Raw genomic sequence first — 24737 nt, forward strand, 5'->3', positions numbered from 1 at the left:
CCTTAAAAATATGTTCGTTGAGGATATTTTACATGCTTAAGGATATCTAGTGGCAAATAAACGCCTGCCTTGGCTGTAAAAGATTCGAAATAAGGTTTAATAAAAGCATCTTGCCAAGCGGAATGATTTACAAACGATGTTGATTGAATAACAAAATGACAAATCAAGCCAATAAAGATTGCGCGAACAAAACCAAATAAGCCTCCCAATAAAATATTAGGAAATGAAAAGCCCGTATATTTAATAAATTTGTTAAGAACGGCAATCACACCCATTGAAAGAACAAGGGCAGCAATAAAAATCAAGACATAAGCGACTAAATTTCGAATCGATTCCGTATCAATCCAATGAAGTTTTGAAGCAATAACAAGAGAAAAAGATTGTGCTAAATAAAACGCAAAAAACCAAGCAATGATAGAAAGAAGTTCTCGCACAAAACCACGGTAGCAGCCAAGAAGACAAGAAACAATGATGATGATAAAAAAACCATAATCAATAAATGTCATTAATTAATCTTCTTGATAATGCCTGTGATACCTGCATTTTTAATTTTAAGTAATGTGTCTTTTGCTAAAGCTTCAGTTTTAAATTCATCTGTAATTAATCTTACTTTATCGACACCATTAATCTTAACCACTTCACTTTTAGTTTGAATATTTATTAGATTTAATTTTTGTTGAAGCGGTTTTAATTTTTCCACGTCTGAAAAAACGCCTAATTGAATGTACAAGCCGCTATTTGATAATATGATTGTTTCCTGTTTTGCCTTTGCGTCAGGTGATGATGGCGATAATTCTTTTTTGTTTTGAGGGCTAGGTGATTCTGGAATCTCTGGTTTTATATCTGCTGGTTTAATGCTTTCGGCATTCATGTCAGCAATGACAGGTGAACTTTCCATTGAAATCTTAATAGGTTCAGTAGGTCCTTCTTCGTTACGATTTTTTAAAACAAAAGGCGCTGAAATAAGAAGAATAAATAAAAGGACACATGCGCCAAGAAGCCTCTTTTTGGCCTGGCTAATCAGTTTATCTTCTTGAGACTGTATTGAATTGTCTTCGCTCATAACTTAGGGAATAAGTTTCATAATATCGGCTACGGTAAAGAAAGAACCGAATGCGATTATTCTATCATTCCTCGCGACTTCATTGGATGCAAATTGGTACGCTTCTTGTATATTTTTAAATGGCACTATATGCGCTGATGGATTAACTTTTTGTATGGCATTAGAAATGGTATCTATATTAGCGGCTCTCTCATTTTCAATTTCTGCAATATACCAAGCATCAATATCAAGACTTACTGCTTCAACTACGCCCAAGATATCTTTATCTCTAAGAATTGAAAATATGGCGATCGTTTTGCCAGACGCGCTATGGGCTCTTAGACTATCGCTTAAAGATCTAGCTGCATGAGGGTTATGCGCAACATCTAAAATCAAAGAAGGATTTGTTTTCACCTCCTGAAATCTACCTGGCAATAATGCTGAAGCAATACCTTGCTGAATTGCAGCTTCAGTTAAAGGTAATTGATCTTCCATTATTTTGACAGCCATGAGTGCATTTGAAGCATTGGTAAGCTGAAAAAAGCCTTGCAAACTAGGTAATGGTAAATTCATCACAAAAGAGGAATCAATCGAAAAATCAAAGGAATCATGATGTGCTTCATAAGCAAAATCTTTACCTATTATTTTTAATTCAGCTTGAATAGATTCGCAATGATTTATTAAAGATTGAGGAGGATCGAAGTCGCCACATATTGCTATTTTATTAGCACGATAAATTCCAGCTTTTTCAAAACCGATCGCCTCTCTTGTATGTCCTAAATAATCCATATGATCAAGATCAATGGAAGTGACAATGGCACAATCGGAATCAAAAACATTTACAGCATCTAACCTGCCACCCAAACCTACTTCAAGAATAGCAATATCTAGATCAGCGTCGGCAAAAATAATCATGGCAGCGATCGTGCCGTATTCGAAATAAGTAAGTGAGATTTCCTTTCTAACTGATTCAATTTTTGTAAAGGCTTCACAAATAAGATCATCTGAAACAGGATCTGCTTGAATTTTAATTCGCTCATTAAAATGTAAAAAATGAGGTGAGGTATAGCAGCCTACTTTATAACCTGCCTCCTTATAAATCGACTCCAAAATAGCACAGGTAGAGCCTTTGCCATTAGTGCCACCAACAGTAATGATAGAGAAAGAAATATCTAGATTTAAACGCTCAACAACAACTTTGATACGCTCTAGAGTGAGATCAATTGTGGAGGGATGAATCGATTCAATATACCCTAGCCAATCTTTAAGACTCATAGGGCGATTATGTGGGAACTGGAGTGGAGTTAAATTAATTTTTAGATAATTTAGATATTAAATTAACAAGTTTCTTTTTCATGTCACGGCGATCTACAATCATATCAATCGCGCCATGTGATAAAAGAAATTCAGACCGCTGAAATCCTTCAGGAAGTTTTTCTCTTACCGTTTGCTCAATCACACGAGGGCCAGCAAATCCAATCAATGCCTTAGGTTCTGCAATAATGACATCACCTAACATAGCAAAACTGGCAGATACACCACCCATAGTAGGATCGGTAAGAATTGAGAAGTATGGTAATTTAGCCTCGCTTAACTTAGTTAAAGCAGCGCTTGTTTTTGCCATTTGCATAAGCGATAACAGACCTTCTTGCATGCGAGCACCACCACTTGCAGAGACGCATATAAATGTTGCTTTAGATTTAATTGCAGCTTGAATGCCACGCACAAATTTTTCACCAACGACAGACCCCATAGATCCGCCCATGAATTTAAATTCAAAAGCAGCTATCACCGCAGGCTTACCCTCTATCGAACCTTGCATCACAACCATCGCATCTTTTTCATTAAGATCTTTTTGTGATGATTTAATGCGATCAGCATAACTTTGCGTATCATTAAATTTTAAAGAATCTAGTGGTTGAATCTGCGCACCAATTTCTTTTCTTTTTTCTTTATCTAATATGGTATCGATGCGCGCGCGGGCTGAAATTCTGTTATGAAAAGAGCACTTTGGACATACTTCCATGTTTTGCTCAAGATCTGTACGATAAAGAACCGCCTGGCATGATAGGCATTTACACCACAAACCCTCAGGAATATTTTTTTTAGATACGCTACCAACGATGCGTTTTATTTTGGGAGGTATGACGTTTTTTAACCAGCTCATATATTCACTCGACTCATTAATTAACAGCTTCTCTTAATTCTTTCATTAACTTTGAAATATTGTGAATTAAATTATCTTTATTTGAATTCTCAATTTCCTGAACCATGCGACTGCCTACTACAACGGCATCAGAAATTTTAGCAACTTCTTTTGCTGTTGCCGCATCCCTTACTCCAAAACCTACACCAATCGGAAGTTTTGTTAATTCACGAATAATGCCTACTTTGGATTTCACTTGTTCAATATCGATATTAGCAGCACCTGTTACGCCTTTAAGTGAGACGTAATATAAGAATCCAGAAGCTTGTTCGATAATTAATTTTACTCTATCCAATTCTGTCGTTGGTGATAATAAAAAAATACTATCTATGTTCTTTTCATTAAGAAGTTTTGTAAATTGTTTACATTCTTCAGGCGGATAATCTACTGTGATAATTCCATCCACATCAGAAGCTTTCGCTCTTTCCACAAAAGTCTCTGCACCAATTGCTTCAATAGGGTTTGCATAGCCCATCAAGATAATAGGTGTTTTATTATCTTTTTCTCTAAAAGCTTTTACCATTTTAAATACGTGGGACAAACCTACGTGATGCGCTAAAGCTCTTTCACTTGCCCTTTGAATGGTAGGTCCGTCTGCCATCGGATCTGAAAATGGGATACCCAATTCAATCATATCAGCACCCGCATCAACCAAAGCGTGCAACATTGACACAGTTAAATCAGGATGCGGGTCACCTGCTGTAATGTAGGGAATTAAAGCTTTTTTATTTTTTTCTTTAAGCACTTGAAATGTATTTGTGATTCTCGACATATAAATTTTACAAGTTGATATTTGAAATTTTAGCTACGGTATTGATGTCTTTATCCCCACGGCCTGATAAATTCACAAGAATCACTTGATCGGGCTTCATTGTTTTCGCAAGCTTCTCTGCATATGCTAGAGCATGGCTAGTTTCAAGCGCTGGAATAATACCTTCGGTAAGACATAGACTATGAAAAGCATCCAAAGCCTCTGTATCTGTAACAGCAACATATTCAGCGCGCTTAATATCTTTTAACCAAGCATGCTCAGGGCCAACGCCTGGATAATCAAGACCGGCTGATATTGAGTGTGTTTCAATAATTTGACCTTCTTCATTCTGCATTAAGTAAGTTCGGTTGCCATGCAACACACCTATCGGACTATTGGCAGTTAAAGGTGCTGCGTGCTTGCCCGTTTCAATACCATGCCCTGCAGCTTCAACGCCAATTAATCGAACTTCGCGCAAATCTATATAGGGATAAAAAATACCCATCGCATTAGAACCACCACCGACACATGCGACCACCGCATCTGGTTGCCGGCCAAGCATTTCATTCATTTGCGTTTTACATTCAACACCCACGACAGAATTAAAATCACGAACCATCATAGGATAAGGATGAGGTCCTGCCACAGTACCTATGATATAAAAGGTAGTAGAGATGTTAGTAACCCAATCTCTCATGGCTTCATTAAGCGCATCTTTTAGAGTTTTAGATCCACTTTCTACTGGTACAACCGTAGCGCCAAGAAGTTTCATGCGGTATACATTAGGCGCTTGTCTTTTAACATCTTCAGCTCCCATATAAACTACGCACTCAAGACCTAAACGTGCTGAAATAGTCGCTGTTGCAACCCCATGCTGCCCTGCTCCTGTCTCGGCTATGATGCGAGGCTTGCCCATACGTTTCGCAAGTAAAGCCTGGCCTACAGTATTATTGACTTTGTGAGCGCCTGTATGATTTAAGTCTTCCCGCTTCAAATAAATTTGAGCGCCACCCACTCGATCAGACCATCTTTTAGCATGATAGATTGGACTTGGTCGACCCACAAAATGCTTTAAGTCATAATGAAGTTCAGCAAGAAAATCCGGGTCATGGCGATACTTTTCATACATCACTCTTAATTCATCGAGCGCTTCAATCAAAGTTTCTGCGACAAATACACCGCCAAATTGACCAAAATGGCCTTTTTCATCTGGCATATCATACGGCTGCATCTTGAGTTTCCTTTATAAATTCTTGAATTTTAAGAGAATTTTTAATACCTTTTGATTCTTCAACGCCGCCACTCACATCAACTGCGTATGGCTTAACCTTTTTGATGGCCTCTTTCACATTGTCTACTGTAAGACCACCTGCTAGAACAATAGGCTTAGAAAGCGAAAGTGGGATTAAATTCCAATCAAATGTTTGACCTGTGCCACCTTTGAGATACTCATGTGGTGCGTCAAGCAATAAGGCTTCTGCATCATAAAAACTCTTTTCATATTGTAACAAATCTACTGATAGCGAAACCGCAACGGCTTTAATATAAGGAAATTTGAATTGCCTGCAAAAGTCAGGGGTTTCATCGCCATGAAACTGTAAAACATTTACCAATCCTGATTGTATTGCCTCTTTAATATAGGCAGGATCCGCATTAACAAAAAGGCCTACTTTAGTCACAAATGGTGGCAGCTCTTTAGCAAAGTCTTTAAATGCAGCTAAAGCAATATAACGTGGACTTTCTTTATAAAAAACAAAGCCAAGCGCATCGCAGCCAGCATGAATAGCAGCTTTTGCATCTTCTAAGCGCGTAATGCCACAAATTTTAATACGTGTTCTCAATGTGAAATCAATTCAAGATGAAAGATGATCATTATAAGGATTAACGATCTTGGCTTAAATGATTATTGTCAAAAATATTGACGGTTCGATGCGTAAAAGGAAATGCATAGCACGGATCATAATCAACACCGCACAAATAAAGGCCGTGAGGAGAAAAAGTAGGGGGTGATTTTTTTCTATCTTTTGATATCAATAGCTCGTTAATATATTCACTTGGGTAATTACCTTTACCAATATAGAGAATAGCCCCCATCATATTTCTTATTTGATGATGCAGAAAACCATTCGCAGAAAACTTAAAAAGATAAAATGGGTGGTAATTTAAAATAGATGTGCGAGTGATCGTTCTTACAGGACCTTTAGCTTGACACTCTGAAGATCGAAACGCACTAAAATCATGTTCACCTTCAAAATATTGAATAGCCTTTTTCATCTTTTTAAAGTCAAGGTCATCGTGAATCCATCCTGCTTTATTAGCCCATAGAGCAGACGGAAAAGAGGCGTTATACACTAAATATTCATAATGGCGTTGTGTTGCTGAATAACGCGCATGAAAGGTATCATCAACTTCTTGCGCCCATAACACTCGAATAGAAGATGGCAAGAAAGCATTAACACCTCTTATCCAAGCCGTCACAGGTCTCTCAATTGAAGTTTCAAAATGAATGATCTGAATAAGCGCATGAACACCGGTATCAGTCCTGCCTGATGCATAGGTATCTATTTTTTCTAACACAATGCTTTCAAGCGCTTTTTCAATTTCACCTTGAATAGAATCTACATCATTCTGTTTTTGCCATCCAGAATAATCAGAGCCATCATATTCAATACACAATGCGATTTTCATAAGGATTTAAATATAAGAAATCACAAAAAATGTAATAGATACCATTGCAGAAATCATAACCATAGACAATGTATTAACTCTTTCCTCTTTTATTTCAATATAAGTATGCTTTCTATGAGTTTTATTACTTGAATATAAGAGCAATGAAGACAAATCGTTAAAATTAAAACGCAGTTTGCGTTTCGATTGAAAAGTCTTAACATACTCCATAGTTAAGCAAAGACGAACAGCAAAAATTTTTGCATCAAGACCTAACGACCTTAATGGTTTAACTATTAAATAGAAAGTTTCAATTAAAGTCTGATAGCTCATGAATGAAATCATCATCGTAATAAGAGCGACTGAATTAATGAGACGCATAATTTGAGTTGTACCTAATAAAAGGCCTTCATAAGAAGGTGAAAAATAAGCCCAAAGAACTATATACTCGCCCGGCGTATTAAATACATAAAGCAGAAAGGTAATGATAAGAAAAAATTTTAATCTAAGTATAAGTTTAGGAATTGAAAACTTTAAGAAAAAAGAAATGGCCAAAATAAAAAAGAGTAAATAAAGATTGAAGTTAAAGTTATATTTATTAATAAGCAATAAAGCACACAAAACAGCTACAAATTTAACTAATGCATGCACAATAATTTAATTGCTTAATCAAGATGAGTTGGCTTTTGATCTTTATCCGATAAATTAATTTCAATACCTGACAAATTAACCTCATCTACACCGCTCTCTCCTTTAATTGAAGACACTTCAAGCTTATCATCATCCGTATTGATATAATCAATAAGCTCTTTTTGTTCCTGCTGTTTTTTTGTTTTAAAAACAAAAAGCATAATTAAAATTGCAAGAAGAACGCCTAAGAAAATAAATAATCCGCTAGATGATGAGACGCTAGAAACTTCTTTATCTGAAGCTAATTGTGCACTTGCATTTTCATCGATTGGGCCATCTGAGATAGACGATTTAAATGTTGTATCAGCAGGCGGTGTAACCTCATTTTTATTTGCATCTAAGTCGTTAGGTTTACTAATAAGTGAATTTAAATCTGGTTTTGTTTCGACCACGGGGGCTTTGTTAGCCAAATCTTTAGTTTGATTGACTTGCTTCGACTTTTCTTGAAGTTCAAATAAAGCTTGATTAGAAACAGCTAATATTTTTTTAGCATCAGCAAGTTCTTTTTCTAAGAGTACAATTTTTTGCTCGGCATCCTTAATGTTTTTCTCTAATGCTGTTTTATCGTCATTAATTTGATTAATTTCTTTTTGAACGACTTCTTTACTGTTCTTATCAACACTTAATGTATCTCCGGTCAATTTAATACGGGGTGCTGGTGTAATTGATTCACTTTGAACAACAGTTGCAGGGGTGACTGGTGCATCAGGCTTTGGAGAAATAATTTTTGGACTGGCCGCAACTGCTTCAGCTGTTTTTGAGCTAAATTTATTCCACTGTGCAGATTGAATTTTAATTTCAGCCATCGCCTTAGCATGACTTAAATTCATAAAATCATCTTTTGTCGGCAAAACAATTTTCTGTCCAACTTCTAAACCATTAATATTTTTATTTGTAAAAGCAAGTTCATTAAGATTGAAAATACCTATCACCATCTGCTCAGTTGTAATGCCTGGTATTTTATTTTCACGGGCAATTTTGTAAATAGTATCTGCAGATTTAACTGTAATTGATTTTGCAGAAAAATCAGATGATTTATTTTTTTCTAAAGATTTAGGACTGATTTTAACTTCTTTTTCAATTGCAGCTTTGTTTTTTTCAATACTTTCCTTCATATCCTTTTTGTCATTCATTAGAGGTGGGCTTGTCTTGTCGACGGCCACAATTTTCTCTTGTTGAATAATAGGGGTTTCTGGCGGATCAAGAAGTACCGTATATTCACGATAATTTCTTCCTTTAGCAGAGTCCACTTGAATGAGTAAATCTAAAAATGGTTCTGGGACAGGCTGAGTGCTTTTCAATTTTAGAACTGTGAGTCCTCTTTCATTTTTTTGTAATTCAACAGAGATATTATTATGAATAGGAAGTCGCTCTATACCTTGCGATTCATAATTCTCTTTTGAAGCTAGCGATGTTTGAAGCTTTGATGCATCTTCACCTGGCGCCAACATCATTTCAATTTCTGCGTTTAAAGGCTGACCTTGTGAAGATGTGACCACAATTTTGCCTAACTGCAATGCTTGCCCGATCAGCGGAAATAAGAATACGAATAATAAAAGTAACTTTTTAATTTGTTTGCTCATAAATTTTATTTAATGGATTTAATAAGTATTCTTAAAACACGTCTAAGTGGTTCTGCCGCTCCCCAGAGCAATTGATCGCCGACAGTAAAAGCTGATATATATTCGGGACCCATATTAAGCTTTCTAATTCTCCCTACAGGAATAAAAAGCTTACCTGAAACTGCTGCAGGACTTAATTCTTTCATTGAGATTTCACGCTCATTCGGTATTAATTTAACCCAGGCATTTGCATTGCTTATAGTTTCATTAATTTCTTCTAAGGAAATATTCTTTTTTAATTTAACTGTTAAAGCTTGACTGTGGCACCGCATTGCACCTATGCGAACACATAATCCTTCTATGACAACAGGATTATTTTCTCTTCCGAGAATCTTATTAGTTTCAGCTGAGCCCTTCCATTCTTCTTTACTTTGACCGTTATTTAAATCTTTATCAATCCATGGAATTAAACTGCCTGCTAAAGGTACGCCAAAGTTATCTATTGGAAAATCCTGCGATTTAAGCGTAGACGAAACATTTCGATCAATATCTAAGATAGACGTCTTAGGATCCTCAATTAAGTCTTTTGCATGATTAAAAATAGTACCCATTTGCGAAATGAGCTCTCTCATATTTTGTGCCCCAGCTCCACTAGCAGCTTGATAGGTCATCGATGAAACCCACTCAACAAGATCTCTCTTAAAAAGTCCGTCGAGCGCCAATAACATAAGCGATACAGTGCAGTTACCGCCAATCCAATTTTTATTACCTTTTTTGAATGCTGATTCAATAAGATCACCATTCAATGGATCTAAAATAATCACCGCATCTTTTTCCATTCTTAATGTAGAAGCTGCATCTATCCAATGCCCCTCCCATCCCGAATCTCTTAATTTTGGATATATAGCTGATGTATAGTCGCCACCTTGGCACGAAAGAATAATATCCATAGCTGCCAAATCTTTAACATCATGTGCATCCTTTAATGAACTATGACTTCCGGAAAAAGATGGCGCTGCTTTTCCTGTTTGCGAAGTTGAGAAGAAAGTTGAGTCAAATTCCTTGAAATCACTTTCCTCTTGCATTCTCTGCATAAGGACTGAACCCACCATACCTCTCCAACCTACAAAGCCCACTCGAATCATTAAATATCCTATTCTTTAATTATTTAAGAGCTGCAATCACTGCCTCACCCATTTCACTACAACTTACTTTTTTATCCCCGTCAGAATAAATATCTGCTGTTCGAAAACCTTGACTCAATGCTTTCTTAACTGCTGACTCAATTTTGTTTGCATTTTTTTCGTCACTGAATGTATATCTAAACATCATGGCTACAGATAAAATGGTCGCAAGCGGATTTGCAATATTTTTTCCTGCAATATCAGGCGCTGAACCATGGCTGGGTTCATACATGCCTTTATTATTACTATCAAGTGATGCAGATGGAAGCATGCCGATTGACCCTGTTAACATCGAAGCTTCGTCAGACAAAATGTCACCGAAAATATTTCCAGTTACTAACACATCAAATTGTTTTGGATTTTTAATAAGTTGCATCGCTGCATTATCAACATACATATGTGTCAACTCAACTTCAGGATATTCTTTTGAGAGGTCGATCATAATTTGACGCCATAATTCTGTGGTTTCTAAAACATTTGCTTTGTCAACTGAACATAACTTCTTTGATCGTTTCATTGCAATCTGAAATGCTACATGAGCGATACGTTTAATTTCAGATTCTGAATAGCGCATTGTATTGATACCTTCACGCTCTCCTTTTTCATTTGTATGAATACCTCGTGGCTGGCCAAAATAAATATCACCTGTCAATTCTCGAACAATCATAATATCAAGATTAGAAACAATCTCGGCTTTAAGTGTAGAAGCACCCACCAGCTCAGGATATAAAATTGCTGGCCTTAAGTTAGCGAATAAATTAAGTTCTTTTCTGATACGAAGAAGTCCGCGCTCAGGTCTTTTATCTCTTGGCAGAGTGTCATATTTCCAATCCCCTACAGCACCCAAAAGAACTGCGTCAGATTTAATTGCTAAATCAAGTGTTGAATCGGGCAGTGGGTCGCCAAATTTTTCATAGCCAGCTCCGCCAATAGGAGCTTCCACTAACTCTGCGCCCACATTAAGAGCTTTTAATACATCAACCGCTTGATTTGTAATCTCGGGACCAATGCCATCGCCAGGTAATATTGCAATTTTCATTTTATTTAAAAAATCTTTCTAATTTAAAGTAGCCATGAATTTTTTTGGTAGTAATCTTGCTCAAATGCTTTAATACTCTCGCTATGCTGCATTGTTAATCCAATATCATCTAATCCATGTATTAAACAATGCTTTCTAAATGCATCTACTTGAAAACTTATTTTTTCATTTGAAGGCATCACAATAAATTGATTTTCTAAATCAATTGTTAATACATAACCTTTATTTGCATAAATAGATTTAAATAAAAAATCGATTGTTTCATTTGGCAATACGATAGGTAACAAACCATTTTTAAAACAATTGCTAAAGAAAATATCAGCAAAACTAGGCGCTAAAATCGCTCTAAACCCATAGTCTTCGATTGCCCATGGTGCATGTTCTCGACTTGAGCCACAACCAAAATTCTCTCGCACAATCAAAATAGAAGCCTTTTCATATGGGGTCTGATTTAGTACAAATTCCGGATTTTTTTTCCTTTGAGTTAAATCCATGCCTGGCTCGCCGTGATCAAGATATCGCCACTCATCAAATAAATGAGGGCCAAAACCTGTTTTCTTAATCGACTTCAGAAATTGTTTGGGAATAATTGCATCCGTATCTACATTCGCACGATCAAGAGGGGCGACAATACCAGTATGAGTAATAAATGGATTCATAAATTAATTTAAAGATCTTATATCTACAAAATGGCCATGAATACCAGCAGCAGCAGCCATCGATGGACTTACAAGGTGCGTTCTGCCACCCTGACCTTGTCGACCCTCAAAATTTCTATTAGAAGTTGATGCGCAACGCTCGCCTGGATTTAACCTATCAGCATTCATTGCCAAACACATCGAGCAGCCAGGCTCTCTCCATTCAAAGCCTGCTTCTATAAAGATTTGATCCAAACCTTCTTTTTCAGCTTGAAGTTTTACAAGACCTGATCCAGGAACTGCTAGCGCCAACTTAATATTTTGGGCAATTTTTTTCCCCTTAAGAACGTTGGCAGCTTCTCGCAAATCTTCTATACGCGAATTAGTGCATGACCCAATAAAAATTTTATCAATTTGAATTTGATTGATTGGAAGATTGGGTTCGAGACCCATATAAGCAAGCGCATCCTCAATACTTTTTCTTTTTGAAGGGTCGTTTTCATTTTTGGGATCAGGCGTCATACCTTCTATACTTACAACCATTTCAGGCGAAGTTCCCCATGTAACTTGCGGAAGGATTTCACTTCCATTAAGCATGACTACTTTATCGAATTTTGCATCTTTATCGCTATGTAATGTTTTCCAATAAGCTTTTGCTTTTTCAAGAGCTTCACCTTTAGGTGAAAAAGGTCTATTTTCAACATAAGACATCGTGACATTGTCTACTGCTACCATTCCAGCTCTAGCACCAGCTTCAATCGCCATATTACAAAGCGTCATTCTACCTTCCATAGAAAGAGAACGAATAGACTCACCAGTAAATTCAATCGCATAACCTGTGCCACCTGCTGTTCCAATTTTCCCAATCAAGGCTAAAGCAATATCCTTTGCCGTAATGCCTTTATTTAATTTTCCTTCTACACGCACTTCCATTGTCTTGAATTTTTTTAAGAGTAAGCATTGAGTAGCTAATACATGTTCAACTTCAGAAGTGCCGATACCCATTGCAAGTGCACCGAATGCTCCATGTGTACTTGTATGAGAGTCACCGCATACAATTGTCATGCCTGGTAATGTACTTCCTTGCTCAGGTCCGATAACATGAACAATGCCTTGGCGATTGTCATTCATAGGAAATTGAGTCAATCCAAAATACTTACAATTTTCATCAAGCGTTTCAACTTGAATTTTTGAAATAGGATCAGAAATACCAAGCGATCGATCTGTCGTAGGAACATTATGATCAGGAACTGCAAGAATGGATTTATTTCTCCATACAGGCCTATGATTAATTCTTAAGCCTTCAAATGCCTGCGGACTTGTGACTTCATGAACAAGATGACGATCAATGTATATGAGATAAGTGCCAGCATCTTCTCTAACAATATGGCTCTCAAATAATTTTTCATAGAGTGTTTTAGCTTGCATGCGTTTAACTAATCTCTAAAGTTTCCAAATTCCAATGGAAAATCAGTAATACTTTTTTTAACGAATGCTATAGCGTCTTGTAGGTTATCTCTTTTAGCGCCTGACACACGAACACTTTCACCTTGGATAGCTGCCTGAACTTTAAGTCCACTATCTTTAAGTAATTTAACAATTTTTTTTGCAAGTTCGCTATCAATGCCTGATTTTAATTTCAAAACCTGTTTTACTTTATTTCCAGATACAGTTTGAATATCTTGAGGATCAAGTCTTTTGGAGCTATCAGCTTCTTTCTTTTCCATAGCAGGCAATAAAATATCCTTGATTTGGCCTAATTGAAAATCAGAATCACCATAAAGTGTAATAGTTAATTCTTTTTCTGAAAATTCAACTTTTGCACTCGTACCTTTAAAGTCGTATCGATTGATAATCATTCGAGATGCGACATCAATAGAATTGTTTAAATTAGCCATATTTACTTCGGATGAAATATCAAAAGATGGCATATGAAATCTCCTTGCTTAATAAAATTACTTATTCAAAATGACAAACGTAGTGAAGCGTATCTGTTGTCTCAATTTCAAAAGATGAATTTGCAGGCACAGAAAATTTTTGATCTTCTTTATATTCCGTCCAATCAGAAGCGCCTTGCAATTTCACCCGACAGTGTCCAGCTAGAATTTCCATAACTTCAGCTGCTTGCGTATTGAAGGTTAATGAACTTGGAAAAATGACACCAATCGTACTTCTTGTTCCGTTTGGAAGAAGAATAGTATGGCTTACACATTTACCATCAAAATAAATATTTGCTTTTTTCTTTACACTTACATTGTCAAATTGAGCCATTTAATTCACCTTATTTTTTAATTTTTGCTGCGATTCTCATTCTTAAAGCATTGAGTTTAATAAAACCTGCTGCATCTTTTTGGTCATACGCGCCTTGATCATCTTCAAATGTTGCAATCGAAGTATCGAAAAGTGAGTCTGTTTCACTGTCTCTTCCAATTATGGTGACGTTACCTTTATAGAGTTTCAATTTAACCCAGCCATTCACGTTTATTTGGGTGTGGTCAATCAAAGTTTGCAATGCAAGTCTCTCTGGACTCCACCAATAACCGTTATAAATTAGAGAAGCAAATCTTGGCATCAAGTCATCTTTAAGATGAGCTACTTCACGATCTAATGTAATAGACTCAATCGCTCGATGAGCTTTTAATAAAATAGTACCACCGGGAGTTTCATAGCAACCTCGAGATTTCATACCGACATATCGATTCTCAACAAGATCTAATCGTCCTATGCCATGCTTTCCACCCAATTGATTTAGCGCAGCTAATAATTCATGCGCTTTCATAGCTTTGCCATTAAGACTTATTGGATCACCTTTTTCGAATTTAATCTCGACAGTTTCAGATACATTTGGTGCTTTTTCAGGACTAACAGTCCAGCGCCACATATCTTCTTCGGGTTCCGCACCTGGATTTTCTAAGTGACGCCCCTCATAAGAAATATGTAATAAGTTAGCATCCATGCTATATGGACTACCGCCTTTTTTATGTTTCATTTCAACCGCAATGTTATTTTTTTCAGCATACTGAAGTAATTTTTCTCGGCTCAGTAAATCCCACTCACGCCATGGTGCAATAATTTTAATGTCAGGATTAAGCGCATACGCGCCTAATTCAAAACGAACTTGATCATTACCTTTACCTGTCGCGCCATGAGAAATAGCATCAGCATTAGTTTTTCTAGCTAGCTCTATTAAGCGTTTAGCGATAAGCGGTCTCGCAATTGAGGTACCGAGGAGATATTCGCCCTCATAAATTGTATTCGCTCTAAACATAGGAAATACAAAATCTCGAACAAATTCTTCTTTTAAATCTTCGATAAAGATTTCTTTAACGCCTGCTGCTTTAGCTTTTTCTCTTGCAGGCTCTAATTCATCGCCTTGACCTAAGTCAGCTGTAAAAGTAACGACTTCGCATTGGTAAGTTTCTTGAAGCCATTTCAAAATAACAGACGTGTCTAATCCGCCCGAGTAAGCTAAAACAACTTTTTTAATATCACTCATTTTTCATTTTTCCTAATAATAGGTACTCCATCAATGCTTTCTGAACATGAAGGCGGTTCTCAGCCTCATCCCATACTGCGCTTTGAGGGCCATCAATGACTTCTGCAGTCACCTCTTCGCCTCGATGAGCAGGAAGGCAGTGCATAAACAAAGCATCTGAGGATGCCACTGACATCATTTCTTGGTCTACTTGCCAGTCTGCAAAGTCTTTCAAACGCTCTTCGTTTTCAGATTCAAATCCCATGCTGGTCCATACGTCAGTTGTGACAATATCTGCATCTTTTGCAGCATCCATAGGATCTTCAAATTCTTCAAAATGTTTATCGCCATACAAGCCTGCTCGCTCGACTTCAACTTCATAACCTTTAGGTGTTGAAACATGTACATTAAAATCTAAAACTTCAGCAGCTTGTAACCACGTATTGCATACGTTATTAGAGTCACCAATCCAAGCAATTGTTTTGCCTTGAATAGAACCTTTATGTTCGATGTAGGTAAAAATATCAGCTAGAATTTGGCATGGATGATATTCGTTAGTTAATCCATTAATCACAGGCACTCTTGAATTTTGTGCAAATCGGTCAATGATATCCTGCTCAAATGTTCTAATCATTACAAGGTCACACATTCTTGAAATTACTTGTCCCGCATCTTCAACAGGCTCTCCTCTTCCGAGCTGAGAATCTCTCGTATTTAAATAAATTGCTGAACCGCCAAGCTGTTGAATACCTGCCTCAAAAGATAATCTTGTTCGCGTGCTTGCTTTTTCAAAGATCATCACTAGAGTTCTGTCGACAAGAGGCCAATACTGCTTGTATTCTTTAAATTGTTTTTTAATCCAACTTGCTCTCGCGAAAATATATTCAAACTCATCTCGCTTGAGATCGTTAAATCTTAAAAAATGTTTTGTTTTCATAAAATTAATTCTATTTAAAACTTTACTTTGCTAAAAAATTTTTAATCACTTGAGATAATCTTTCGGCTAATTCTTTTACTTCCATATCATTAATAACAAGAGGTGGTAAAAGTCGAATCACTTTCTCTGCTGTCACATTAATAAGAAGCCCTTCATTTAAAGCTAATTTAGTTAAGTCTCCGCATGGATGATCAAGTTCAATACCTATCATCAAGCCCAAGTTGCGGATCACTTTTACTTGAGGACAATCTTTTAAGTGCTTTGTAAATTCTTCATTAATTAATGCGCCCATTTTTGATGCATGACTACAAAGCTTATCTTCTTCAATAATAGTTAATGTTGCGAAACCTGCTGCGGTCGCCAATGGATTGCCACCAAATGTTGATCCATGCTTGCCCGGTGTAAATACCTTGCTTGCTCTGCCTTTAGCTAAACAGGCGCCAATCGGAACACCCGAACCTAAACCTTTGGCGAGCGTCATGACATCAGGCTGAACAGAGGTATGTTGATGCGCAAACCATTTACCTGTTCTACCAATACCTGACTGAACCTCATCAAACATTAAAAGCCAATCATGCTCATCACAAACTGCTCTTAAGCCTTTGAGGTAGTTTTGAATATTGTTTGGAATATTGATACCGCCCTCACCTTGAATAGGCTCTACAAGAATCGCAACTACATTATTCTTTCTTGACGCAATTTGCTGAATAGCCTCTAAGTCATCGAAAGCTGCTCGAATAAACCCACCTACAAGTGGCTCAAAGCCAGCCTGTGTTTTTCGATTACCAGTAGCAGATAGCGTTGCCATAGTTCGTCCATGGAAAGCTTTTTCCATAACAATAATTTCTGGGGTATCAATGCCTTTTTGATGTCCAAAAAGCCTTGCTAATTTAATTGCTGCTTCATTCGCTTCACATCCTGAATTGCAGAAAAAAACATTGTCCATATAAGAAATGGCTGTTAGTTTTTCTGCTAACCTTTCTTGTTCGGCAATGTGGTATACATTCGATACATGGATGAGTCTTGATATTTGCTCATTAATGGCTTTGATTAATTTAGGATGTGTATGTCCCAATCCGTTCACAGCTACACCAGATAGGGCATCTAAATATTTTTTACCATCTTTAGCCCATAGCCAAATACCTTCACCTTTTTCAAAGGTGACGGGCTGTCTAGCATAGGTATCCATCATTTTTGACATACAATTTTCCGAACTTATAAACACAAACGGAGGCTTAAGCCTCCGTTTATTTCAGCTTAAATTAAATTAAAGACCGATTAATGCGCGGTGAGTCAATCCATTTGCCATAAAGAAAAGCATCGGGAGAGAGAGCATTAAGTTAGTTCTTGATGCTAAGAAAGCTACTCTGCGTGCTTTAGCTTTTTCATCATCTGAAGCTTGAACCATACCTAAAATCTTCTGTTGATTTGGCCAAATTAGTACCCAAACATTAAATAGCATAATCGTACCTAACCAAGAACCGATACCAATACCCTCGTATCCTGTTTGCAAGGTAAATGCACTAATAAAATTTTCTTGTAAGATTGCAGCGCCTGCTAGCCAAGTTGCTACAGCAGCCCATCTAAACCAAAGTAAAGCGCGCGGTGCAACATGCTTTGTAATGCCGCCTGCTGAACCGTCTGCAGCTGCATCTTTTAATGCAGGAATTTGCACTAGGTTAAAGTAATAAAGTAAACCAATCCATGTAATACCAGCCACAATATGAAGCCATCTAGCAAGTCCAGGTATAAATTCCATTATTTAAACTCCTACAAAATAAAGTTTTTAAGAAAAACGTAAAGTACTAGTGTTAGAACCAAGCCTGAAATGATTGTTCCTAAGATTGAATCAAGTGGATTTTTCATCTATAAACTCCTCTAAAAAAATACATAAATATTCTAACACTGAGAGTAGCTCAAATAGCCGATTTAAGCAAGATAGCGGGCTTAAAAGGTAAATTAAGTTTGCAAAAAAACCTATTTAAGGCAAAATTGCCCTAGATTTTAAAAAACATTTCCCAATAGTTAATAATCACGTATGTTGACACTCAAATCGGTTGATTCCCAAGCTAAGATTTTTAGTCAGCTACCTGTTCATAGCTATATCGATCCTCATATTTTCGAAATAGAAAAAAAGGCGATTTTCGATAAATATCCAAAATATTTAGGGCATCGGTTAATGGCACCTCAACACGGTAATTACCAAGTTTTAGATGCACTTAATCAATCAGCGATTCTTGTAAATGACCACGGAAAAATCAATTTATTAAGTAATATTTGTCGTCATAGACAAGCGCTTATGCTTGAAAATAATGGTTCGGCATCAAATATCGTTTGCCCTCTTCACCGTTGGACATATGGCCTTAATGGAGAATTGAAAGGCGCACCCTATTTTAAAGAAACGCCTTGTCTCAATTTAGAATCATTTCCAGTGGAAGAAATCCATGATCTCATTTTCAAACAAACACATAAACAAACCTCATTGAATATCAAAGATGCGATGGAGTTTAAACAATTAAATCATTTATTAAATTTCGAATCTTACAAATTACATAGCATCAAAATTGACCATTACAATTTTAATTGGAAGACATTTATTGAAGTCTATCTTGAAGATTATCATGTCTGGGCTTTTCATCCAGGTCTAAACAATATAGTGAACTGTGACGATTTAACTTGGGAATTTAAATCATTTTCATCTATTCAAAAAGTACCTTTCAGGGAGAAAAATCATTCAGTAAGCTCTCCCATTTATGATCTTTGGAAATCAAAGATTAATGAGCAAAGTGGCGATTCAAAACCTGCATTTGGTGCAATTTGGCTCACTATATATCCTTTTTTTATGATCGAATGGTATCCCAATGTAATTGTCGTTTCTCATCTTATTCCCGATGAGGCAGATCGTTGCAGAAATATTATTGAATTTTATTATCCGGAAGAAACGATTCTTTTTGACCAAGATTATATTGCTGCACAACAAGCGGCTTATAACGAGACAGCGCTAGAAGATAAAGTCATTTGTGAAAAGATGCACGAAGGAAGACGCCTGCTATTTAAAAACAAACAAGAAGATATGGGTCCATATCACGAACCGTTAGAAAATGGATTAAAACATTTTCATCAGTGGTATCAAACAGAAATGTCTAGCTATCTATGACAAACCAAAAAAAAGGTATGCTATGGATGATCATAGCGACCTTCTTTTTTTCGCTCATGGGGTCATTTGTAAAGATTGGTGCTACCCATTTTTCAAGCGTCGAGCTTGTATTCTATCGATCATTCATAAGCCTATTATTTCTTTTTATTTACATCGTTATTAGTCAAGAGGAATTAAAAACACCTCATCTAAGAAAACAAATTGATCGCGGCGTTGTAGGGTTTTTATCTTTGGCTTTTTTCTTTTATGCCATTGCACATCTTAATTTAGGCTCTGCGATGACGCTGAACTATACATCACCTATATTTCTTGGCTTTTTCTTGCCTTTTATCTCACACCAAAAAATAAAAAAATCAATTTTGATGTGTACCATTATTGGTTTTATTGGTGCTTTATTAATTCTTGATCCACACGGAGAATGGCAAAGTTGGTTTGCGGGTTTAGTAGGCTTGATATCAGGTATTGGTGCAGCATTAGCTTACATTCATGTCATACAGCTTAGTAAACTTAATGAACCCGATTGGAGAACTGTCTTTTATTTCACACTTGTATCAACAGTTGGTTCGGGATTATGGATAAGCTTTAACGATTGTCAAAAGTTGGTGTGGGATGATATGTGGATATTAATTCCGCTTGGCTTATCAGCCACCATTGCTCAAATTGCAATGACACGAGCATACAGGCTTGGAAATACTCTTGTGATTGGTGCGTTGTCTTATCTGACAATTGTTTTTTCTGGTGTTATCAGTCTTCTTTATTTTAACGAAACAATGAGAATAGAAGATTTGATAGGGGCAAGCCTCATTATTTTAAGCGGTGCCATTGCTTCAAACATTAGCTTAAAATCAAGGATCAATTAAGCCACAGCGAATAGCAATTAAAGCGATCTCTGCTGAATTATTTGCATTCAATTTTTGCTTAATATTATATAAATGAGTGCCTACAGTTCTAGGACTCAAACATAAAGTATCCGCAATTTCGTTTGTACTTTTACCTTTGGCTAATGCCATAAAGACTTCAAACTCTCGATCGGAGAGAATCTCAACAGGATTCGTTTCACCCGATAATTGTGTAATAGCCATTTGTTGAGCAATATTAGGCTCTAAATAACGCTTTCCTTGGTAAATAGATTTAATTGCCTTGATCAATTCTTCCGCTGCACTTCTTTTTGTTAAATAGCCCATCGCGCCCGCATTTAAGACTCGCTTAGGATGCACTGAATCTTCATGAGCAGATAAAACAAGAATTTTGGTATTTTTATCTTTCGCCATAATGCGATCGATGGCTTCAAGCCCTCCTATACCTGGCATCGTAATATCCATGACAATAATGTCAGGTTTTAATTCTTGAAATAGTTTAACGGCAACTTCGCCGCTTTCAGCCTCTCCTATAACTTTAATATCTGCTTCAGCTTCGATCAGCATTTTAAAGCCCATACGAACTACGGCATGATCGTCGACAAGTAATATCTTAATTTGACTCAATCTTTCATCCTTTTTAAGTGGGCACAGAAATTAAAATCTGTGTGCCTTGATTCTTTTTAGAAATTAATTCAAACGAACCATTCAAAGATTGAATGCGCTCTTGCATACCCAAAATACCAAAATTTTTTGTTTGATCTACTTTTTTAAGGTCCATACCTTGACCATCGTCTCTAAAATTCAATTCCAAAAGACCCTTTTTATTTAAAACCAAATTAATTTCAATTATTTTAGCTTTTGAATGCTTCAATACATTATTCATTGCTTCTTGAATAATTCGATAAATATTTATATTTAAAGTTTCATTTAAGCCATTAAGATCGCCCTTGATTGACAAATGAATTTTTAAATCTTGATATTGTTTTTGCCAGGTGTTTACTGTGTCTTTAAGAGTTTCAGCCAAACCCAAGTTATCAAGCGCACTTGGTCTTAGCTGTTTAATAATGCTATGCATGCCATCGTATATTTGATTAGCTGCGGAGATCACAGAATCTGCATTTTTCTCTATTTCGGGTGATATTTTTTTAGCTTTATTTGATATGTTAGATGCAAATATTTTAATAGCAGATACATACTGCCCTAACTCATCATGAAGCTCTCTTGCCAAACTTCTTCTTTCATCTTCAATATGACTTTGAATTAATTGAGTAAATTTTCTATTTTCTTCAAGTTTTAATTTTGATTCCTCTGCAATTTTCTTTTCACTTATATCTCTCATGCTACAGATATCACCAATAATTTCATTGGTGATGGGATCAATCAGAGGCGAAAATGATATAGCAACATTAACCGCTTCACCATTCTTCTTAATTCTCTGCGACTCTATATTATGAATATTTTTTCCTTTATGAATTAATTGAAAGTTTTTTCTTAATTCATTCTCATGGGCTTTAGATGTGAGTATATAGGCTGATTTTCCTAATATTTCTTTTGAGGAATATCCAAATATTTTTTCAGCAGAAGCATTCCAAAAAGATATTTTAGATTGAAGATCATGAATAAGAATTGCGTCTGCAGTTTGTTGAGCAATTAATGCTAGCCTTTGGTTTTCACGAATTTTAGACTCAAGTGAATCGCCCATGCGATTAAAGTTTGTAGCTATTGTTGCAAATTCAGGTAAATTAAAATTTGGAAGTCTTACTTCAAAATCGCCTTCCCCCATTTTATTAATAGCATTTACCATAGGCGCAAGAGGTCGTAGCCAAAATCCAAGCATCCAATATACTAAAATATTTAACAAAATAAAAAATGTAAGAGTGATCCAAAAAAAGTAACGCATTTTAGACCAAGATTCTTTTATGGCACCAATTGGATTTGTTTTTATAATCAACTTTCCAAATCTTACTGTTCTTGTATCAATGTGCTCTTTAGGTGCCAAGGAATTTGAAAACCATTTGGGTGGTGGCAAATCATCTGCACGATATCTAGAAGGTGGTGATTGATAAAGAAGTTCGCCTTGTAGTGAATATAAATAAATATCGCTACTTCTTACATGACCTAATTCTTCCAAAAATTTCTTTAAGACCTCGTGGGTATAACCCCATTCTGGATTTTGGGCAGAGCTTATGATGACCGTATCTAATAACTGCAGTGTCACTCTATTAGCCGACTCTACCCCCTCTTGAATGGACTCTTTAGACCCTTTCATGATGGTATAACCCATTGAAATAAAAAAGACCAGCAAAAGTACCGTAATCAAAAGATTTAATCTAAGTCTTAAATTCATGATGTCTCGGTGTTAATCATTATATGAAAAGACTTTTACCACACATAAAGCCTTGATCACAAGAGTTAAATAATGAAAATAATTCAAGCACATTTTTTTGCTTTACATAAAATAAATTACTACTAATAATAGATTTACTTTTTTAAATGGGGTTTCAGTTAAAACGTATGGGTATCGAGTCAGTCTTAAGTGAACACAGAACATTTCATCCCGATCAATCGTTTGTTAGCAGAGCCAATGTTTCCGGCATGGTGGCTTATGAAAAATTATGTACTGCTGCAAACAAAAATTATGAGGAATTTTGGGCTAATTTAGCTCGTGAGTTGATTGTCTGGAAAAAACCTTTCACTAAAACACTCAACGATTCGAATGCCCCTTTTTACAAATGGTTTGAAGATGGGGAATTAAATGTTTCATATAACTGTCTTGATAAGCACTTAAGCAGTCAACCAAATAAAATTGCAATTATTTTTGAAGCTGATAATGGTGATATTAATAATGTCACTTATAAAGAGCTTTATGAAAAAGTATGTCAATTTGCAAATGGCCTTAAAACATTCAATCTAAATCTGGGTGATAGGGTTGTTATTTACCTGCCCATGGGTATTGAAGCAGTTGTAGCTATGCTTGCTTGTGCCAGAATTGGATTAACACACTCTGTTGTATTTGGAGGTTTTTCAGCAAAAAGCATTCAAGAGCGCATCAAAGATGCGCAAGCTAAACTTGTTATCACAGCTGATGTTCAATTTCGAGGTGGAAAAATACTTCCTCTCAAAGCTGCAGTAGATGAAGCATTTATTTTAGGCGGTTGTGAGTCAGTTGTTGGTAATGTGGTACTTAAAAAATCAAATGATGCAATCGAATTAAAAAATAAAGAAGTGTGGTGGCACGAACTCATTAAGAATCAATCTAAAGATTGTGATCCGATATATGTGAATGCTGAACATCCTCTTTTTTTACTTTATACCTCGGGTTCGACTGGAACACCTAAGGGCGTTCAACATTCTTCTGCAGGCTATCTACTTCATGCCATGAATACAATGCGATGGACTTTTGACATCAAAGGAGATGATATTTACTGGTGCACGGCTGATGTGGGATGGATAACAGGACATACTTACGTTGCTTATGGGCCTCTTGCTATGGGGGCTACTCAACTTATTTACGAAGGAATTCCCACTTTTCCTCATGGAGGACGGTTCTGGCAGATGATAGAAAAACATCATGTCAGTATTTTTTATACTGCGCCCACGGCGATTAGATCTCTTATTAAAGCTTCAGAATCAAATAAAGAATCTAATCCTGATACTTATGATTTATCGAGCCTTCGTCTTCTAGGTTCTGTAGGAGAGCCTATAAATCCTGAAGCATGGATGTGGTATTACGAAAAAATTGGGCATCATCAATGCCCAATTGTAGATACATTTTGGCAAACAGAAACAGGGGGTCATGTCATAACACCATTGCCGGGTGCCACACCATTAGTACCTGGCTCCTGTACCCTTCCTTTCCCAGGGATTGATGCAGCAATTGTTGATGAGGCAGGACATGAAGTACCATGGGGCACAGGTGGGCTATTGGTAATTAAAAAACCTTGGCCTTCAATGATTCGAACCATCTGGGGAGATCCTGAGCGATATAAAAAAAGCTACTACCCAGAAGAGCTTGGCGGAAAAGTGTATTTAGCGGGTGACGGAGCTATTAGAGACAAAACGACTGGCTACTTCACTATCATGGGTCGTATCGACGATGTATTAAGTGTCTCAGGTCACAGACTTGGTACCATGGAAATTGAATCTTCATTAGTATCAAATCCGCTTGTGGCTGAAGCCGCGGTCGTAGGAAAACCCCATGAAATTAAGGGCGAATCTATCGTAGCTTATGTAGTCCTTAAAGGGAAAAGACCAGAAGGGGATGAAGCCAAAGCGATAGTAAATCAACTCAGAGATTGGGTTGGTAAAGAAATAGGCCCTATTGCCAAACCTGAAGATATTAGATTTGGTGACAATTTACCCAAGACGCGTTCAGGCAAAATTATGCGCAGACTTTTGCGTTCTCTTGCAAAAGGTGAAGAAATTACATCCGACATTTCAACTCTAGATAACCCATCAATTCTTGAGCAACTAAAAAAAACAATTCAATAATTTAAAGTAAAATAGCTTAAGCGGTTTAAGTTTAAGAA

The 24737-nt window shown here is 36.5% G+C and carries 25 protein-coding genes; 3 read left to right on the top strand and 22 right to left on the bottom strand.

Going from position 1 to position 24737, the window contains the following annotated elements:
• Positions 1 to 2: 2 nt before the first annotated feature.
• From FIT61_RS03685 to FIT61_RS03780, 20 genes are all read right to left on the bottom strand, one after another.
• Positions 3 to 506 carry a CvpA family protein gene (locus FIT61_RS03685; protein ID WP_139873457.1) on the bottom strand — a complete coding sequence of 168 codons (504 nt, stop codon included), beginning with the start codon at positions 504 to 506 and terminating at the stop codon, positions 3 to 5.
• Positions 506 to 1063, bottom strand: coding sequence for an SPOR domain-containing protein (locus tag FIT61_RS03690; RefSeq protein WP_139883325.1), 558 nt, complete (start codon positions 1061 to 1063; stop codon positions 506 to 508). The genes FIT61_RS03685 and FIT61_RS03690 overlap by 1 nt, the downstream gene beginning before the upstream one ends.
• 3 nt (positions 1064 to 1066) lie before the next feature.
• Positions 1067 to 2317 (bottom strand): bifunctional tetrahydrofolate synthase/dihydrofolate synthase, encoded by a 1251-nt coding sequence (gene folC / locus FIT61_RS03695; RefSeq protein WP_139873459.1) that lies wholly within the window; start codon positions 2315 to 2317, stop codon positions 1067 to 1069.
• A gap of 34 nt (positions 2318 to 2351) precedes the next feature.
• Positions 2352 to 3209, bottom strand: a complete 858-nt coding sequence (accD, locus tag FIT61_RS03700; protein WP_139873460.1) for an acetyl-CoA carboxylase, carboxyltransferase subunit beta — start codon at positions 3207 to 3209, stop codon at positions 2352 to 2354.
• A gap of 16 nt (positions 3210 to 3225) precedes the next feature.
• Positions 3226 to 4020: a tryptophan synthase subunit alpha gene (gene trpA / locus FIT61_RS03705; protein ID WP_139873461.1), complete on the bottom strand. Its 795-nt coding sequence runs from the start codon at positions 4018 to 4020 to the stop codon at positions 3226 to 3228.
• Between the two features lie 7 nt (positions 4021 to 4027).
• Entirely contained in the window at positions 4028 to 5230 is a 1203-nt protein-coding gene (gene trpB, locus FIT61_RS03710; RefSeq protein WP_139873462.1) for a tryptophan synthase subunit beta, read from the bottom strand.
• Positions 5217 to 5840 carry a phosphoribosylanthranilate isomerase gene (locus tag FIT61_RS03715; RefSeq protein ID WP_139873463.1) on the bottom strand — a complete coding sequence of 208 codons (624 nt, stop codon included), beginning with the start codon at positions 5838 to 5840 and terminating at the stop codon, positions 5217 to 5219. Before FIT61_RS03715 ends, trpB begins: the two co-directional genes overlap by 14 nt.
• Positions 5841 to 5880: 40 nt before the next feature.
• On the bottom strand, positions 5881 to 6687 hold the full coding sequence (truA, locus tag FIT61_RS03720; protein WP_139883327.1) for a tRNA pseudouridine(38-40) synthase TruA: 807 nt from the start codon (positions 6685 to 6687) through the stop codon (positions 5881 to 5883).
• Between the two features lie 6 nt (positions 6688 to 6693).
• Positions 6694 to 7047: a hypothetical protein gene (locus tag FIT61_RS03725; RefSeq protein WP_139883329.1), complete on the bottom strand. Its 354-nt coding sequence runs from the start codon at positions 7045 to 7047 to the stop codon at positions 6694 to 6696.
• Between the two features lie 284 nt (positions 7048 to 7331).
• The gene (locus FIT61_RS03730; protein ID WP_139883331.1) at positions 7332 to 8939 is read right to left on the bottom strand and encodes a type IV pilus assembly protein FimV; all 1608 of its coding nucleotides are present in this window, start codon (positions 8937 to 8939) and stop codon (positions 7332 to 7334) included.
• A gap of 5 nt (positions 8940 to 8944) precedes the next feature.
• Positions 8945 to 10063: an aspartate-semialdehyde dehydrogenase gene (gene asd / locus FIT61_RS03735; protein WP_139883333.1), complete on the bottom strand. Its 1119-nt coding sequence runs from the start codon at positions 10061 to 10063 to the stop codon at positions 8945 to 8947.
• 19 nt (positions 10064 to 10082) lie between these two features.
• Entirely contained in the window at positions 10083 to 11141 is a 1059-nt protein-coding gene (gene leuB, locus FIT61_RS03740) for a 3-isopropylmalate dehydrogenase (RefSeq protein ID WP_139873468.1), read from the bottom strand.
• Between the two features lie 23 nt (positions 11142 to 11164).
• Positions 11165 to 11800 carry a 3-isopropylmalate dehydratase small subunit gene (leuD, locus tag FIT61_RS03745; RefSeq protein WP_139883335.1) on the bottom strand — a complete coding sequence of 212 codons (636 nt, stop codon included), beginning with the start codon at positions 11798 to 11800 and terminating at the stop codon, positions 11165 to 11167.
• A 3-nt stretch (positions 11801 to 11803) separates the two neighbouring features.
• Entirely contained in the window at positions 11804 to 13207 is a 1404-nt protein-coding gene (gene leuC, locus FIT61_RS03750; protein ID WP_139883337.1) for a 3-isopropylmalate dehydratase large subunit, read from the bottom strand.
• Between the two features lie 8 nt (positions 13208 to 13215).
• Entirely contained in the window at positions 13216 to 13710 is a 495-nt protein-coding gene (locus FIT61_RS03755; protein ID WP_139873471.1) for a YajQ family cyclic di-GMP-binding protein, read from the bottom strand.
• A 28-nt stretch (positions 13711 to 13738) separates the two neighbouring features.
• Positions 13739 to 14050 (bottom strand): pyrimidine/purine nucleoside phosphorylase, encoded by a 312-nt coding sequence (gene ppnP / locus FIT61_RS03760; RefSeq protein ID WP_139873472.1) that lies wholly within the window; start codon positions 14048 to 14050, stop codon positions 13739 to 13741.
• Positions 14051 to 14060: 10 nt separating this feature from the next.
• Positions 14061 to 15275, bottom strand: coding sequence for an argininosuccinate synthase (locus FIT61_RS03765; protein WP_139883339.1), 1215 nt, complete (start codon positions 15273 to 15275; stop codon positions 14061 to 14063).
• A complete protein-coding gene (gene argF, locus FIT61_RS03770; protein ID WP_139883341.1) occupies positions 15268 to 16191 on the bottom strand; it encodes an ornithine carbamoyltransferase in 924 nt (307 codons plus the stop codon). Before argF ends, FIT61_RS03765 begins: the two co-directional genes overlap by 8 nt.
• 22 nt (positions 16192 to 16213) lie before the next feature.
• Positions 16214 to 17392, bottom strand: coding sequence for an aspartate aminotransferase family protein (locus FIT61_RS03775; protein ID WP_139883342.1), 1179 nt, complete (start codon positions 17390 to 17392; stop codon positions 16214 to 16216).
• A 66-nt stretch (positions 17393 to 17458) separates the two neighbouring features.
• The gene (locus FIT61_RS03780; protein WP_139873476.1) at positions 17459 to 17950 is read right to left on the bottom strand and encodes a urate hydroxylase PuuD; all 492 of its coding nucleotides are present in this window, start codon (positions 17948 to 17950) and stop codon (positions 17459 to 17461) included.
• A gap of 279 nt (positions 17951 to 18229) precedes the next feature.
• Here FIT61_RS03780 and FIT61_RS03785 point away from each other — a divergent pair, with 279 nt between their 5' ends.
• Both FIT61_RS03785 and FIT61_RS03790 read left to right on the top strand, forming a co-directional pair.
• A complete protein-coding gene (locus FIT61_RS03785) occupies positions 18230 to 19348 on the top strand; it encodes an aromatic ring-hydroxylating oxygenase subunit alpha (RefSeq protein ID WP_139883344.1) in 1119 nt (372 codons plus the stop codon).
• Positions 19345 to 20208: a DMT family transporter gene (locus tag FIT61_RS03790; RefSeq protein ID WP_244925177.1), complete on the top strand. Its 864-nt coding sequence runs from the start codon at positions 19345 to 19347 to the stop codon at positions 20206 to 20208. The genes FIT61_RS03785 and FIT61_RS03790 overlap by 4 nt, the downstream gene beginning before the upstream one ends.
• On the opposite strand, the gene FIT61_RS03795 is transcribed toward FIT61_RS03790, so the two are convergent.
• Positions 20194 to 20832, bottom strand: a complete 639-nt coding sequence (locus tag FIT61_RS03795; RefSeq protein ID WP_139883346.1) for a response regulator — start codon at positions 20830 to 20832, stop codon at positions 20194 to 20196. The genes FIT61_RS03790 and FIT61_RS03795 overlap by 15 nt on opposite strands.
• Positions 20833 to 20845: 13 nt before the next feature.
• Positions 20846 to 22555 carry a PAS domain S-box protein gene (locus FIT61_RS03800; protein WP_139883348.1) on the bottom strand — a complete coding sequence of 570 codons (1710 nt, stop codon included), beginning with the start codon at positions 22553 to 22555 and terminating at the stop codon, positions 20846 to 20848.
• Positions 22556 to 22722: 167 nt separating this feature from the next.
• Here FIT61_RS03800 and acs point away from each other — a divergent pair, with 167 nt between their 5' ends.
• Entirely contained in the window at positions 22723 to 24699 is a 1977-nt protein-coding gene (gene acs / locus FIT61_RS03805) for an acetate--CoA ligase (RefSeq protein ID WP_139883937.1), read from the top strand.
• Positions 24700 to 24737: the final 38 nt, after the last annotated feature.

Source organism: Candidatus Methylopumilus rimovensis (assembly GCF_006364615.1).
GTDB classification, from domain to species: Bacteria; Pseudomonadota; Gammaproteobacteria; order Burkholderiales; family Methylophilaceae; genus Methylopumilus; species Methylopumilus rimovensis.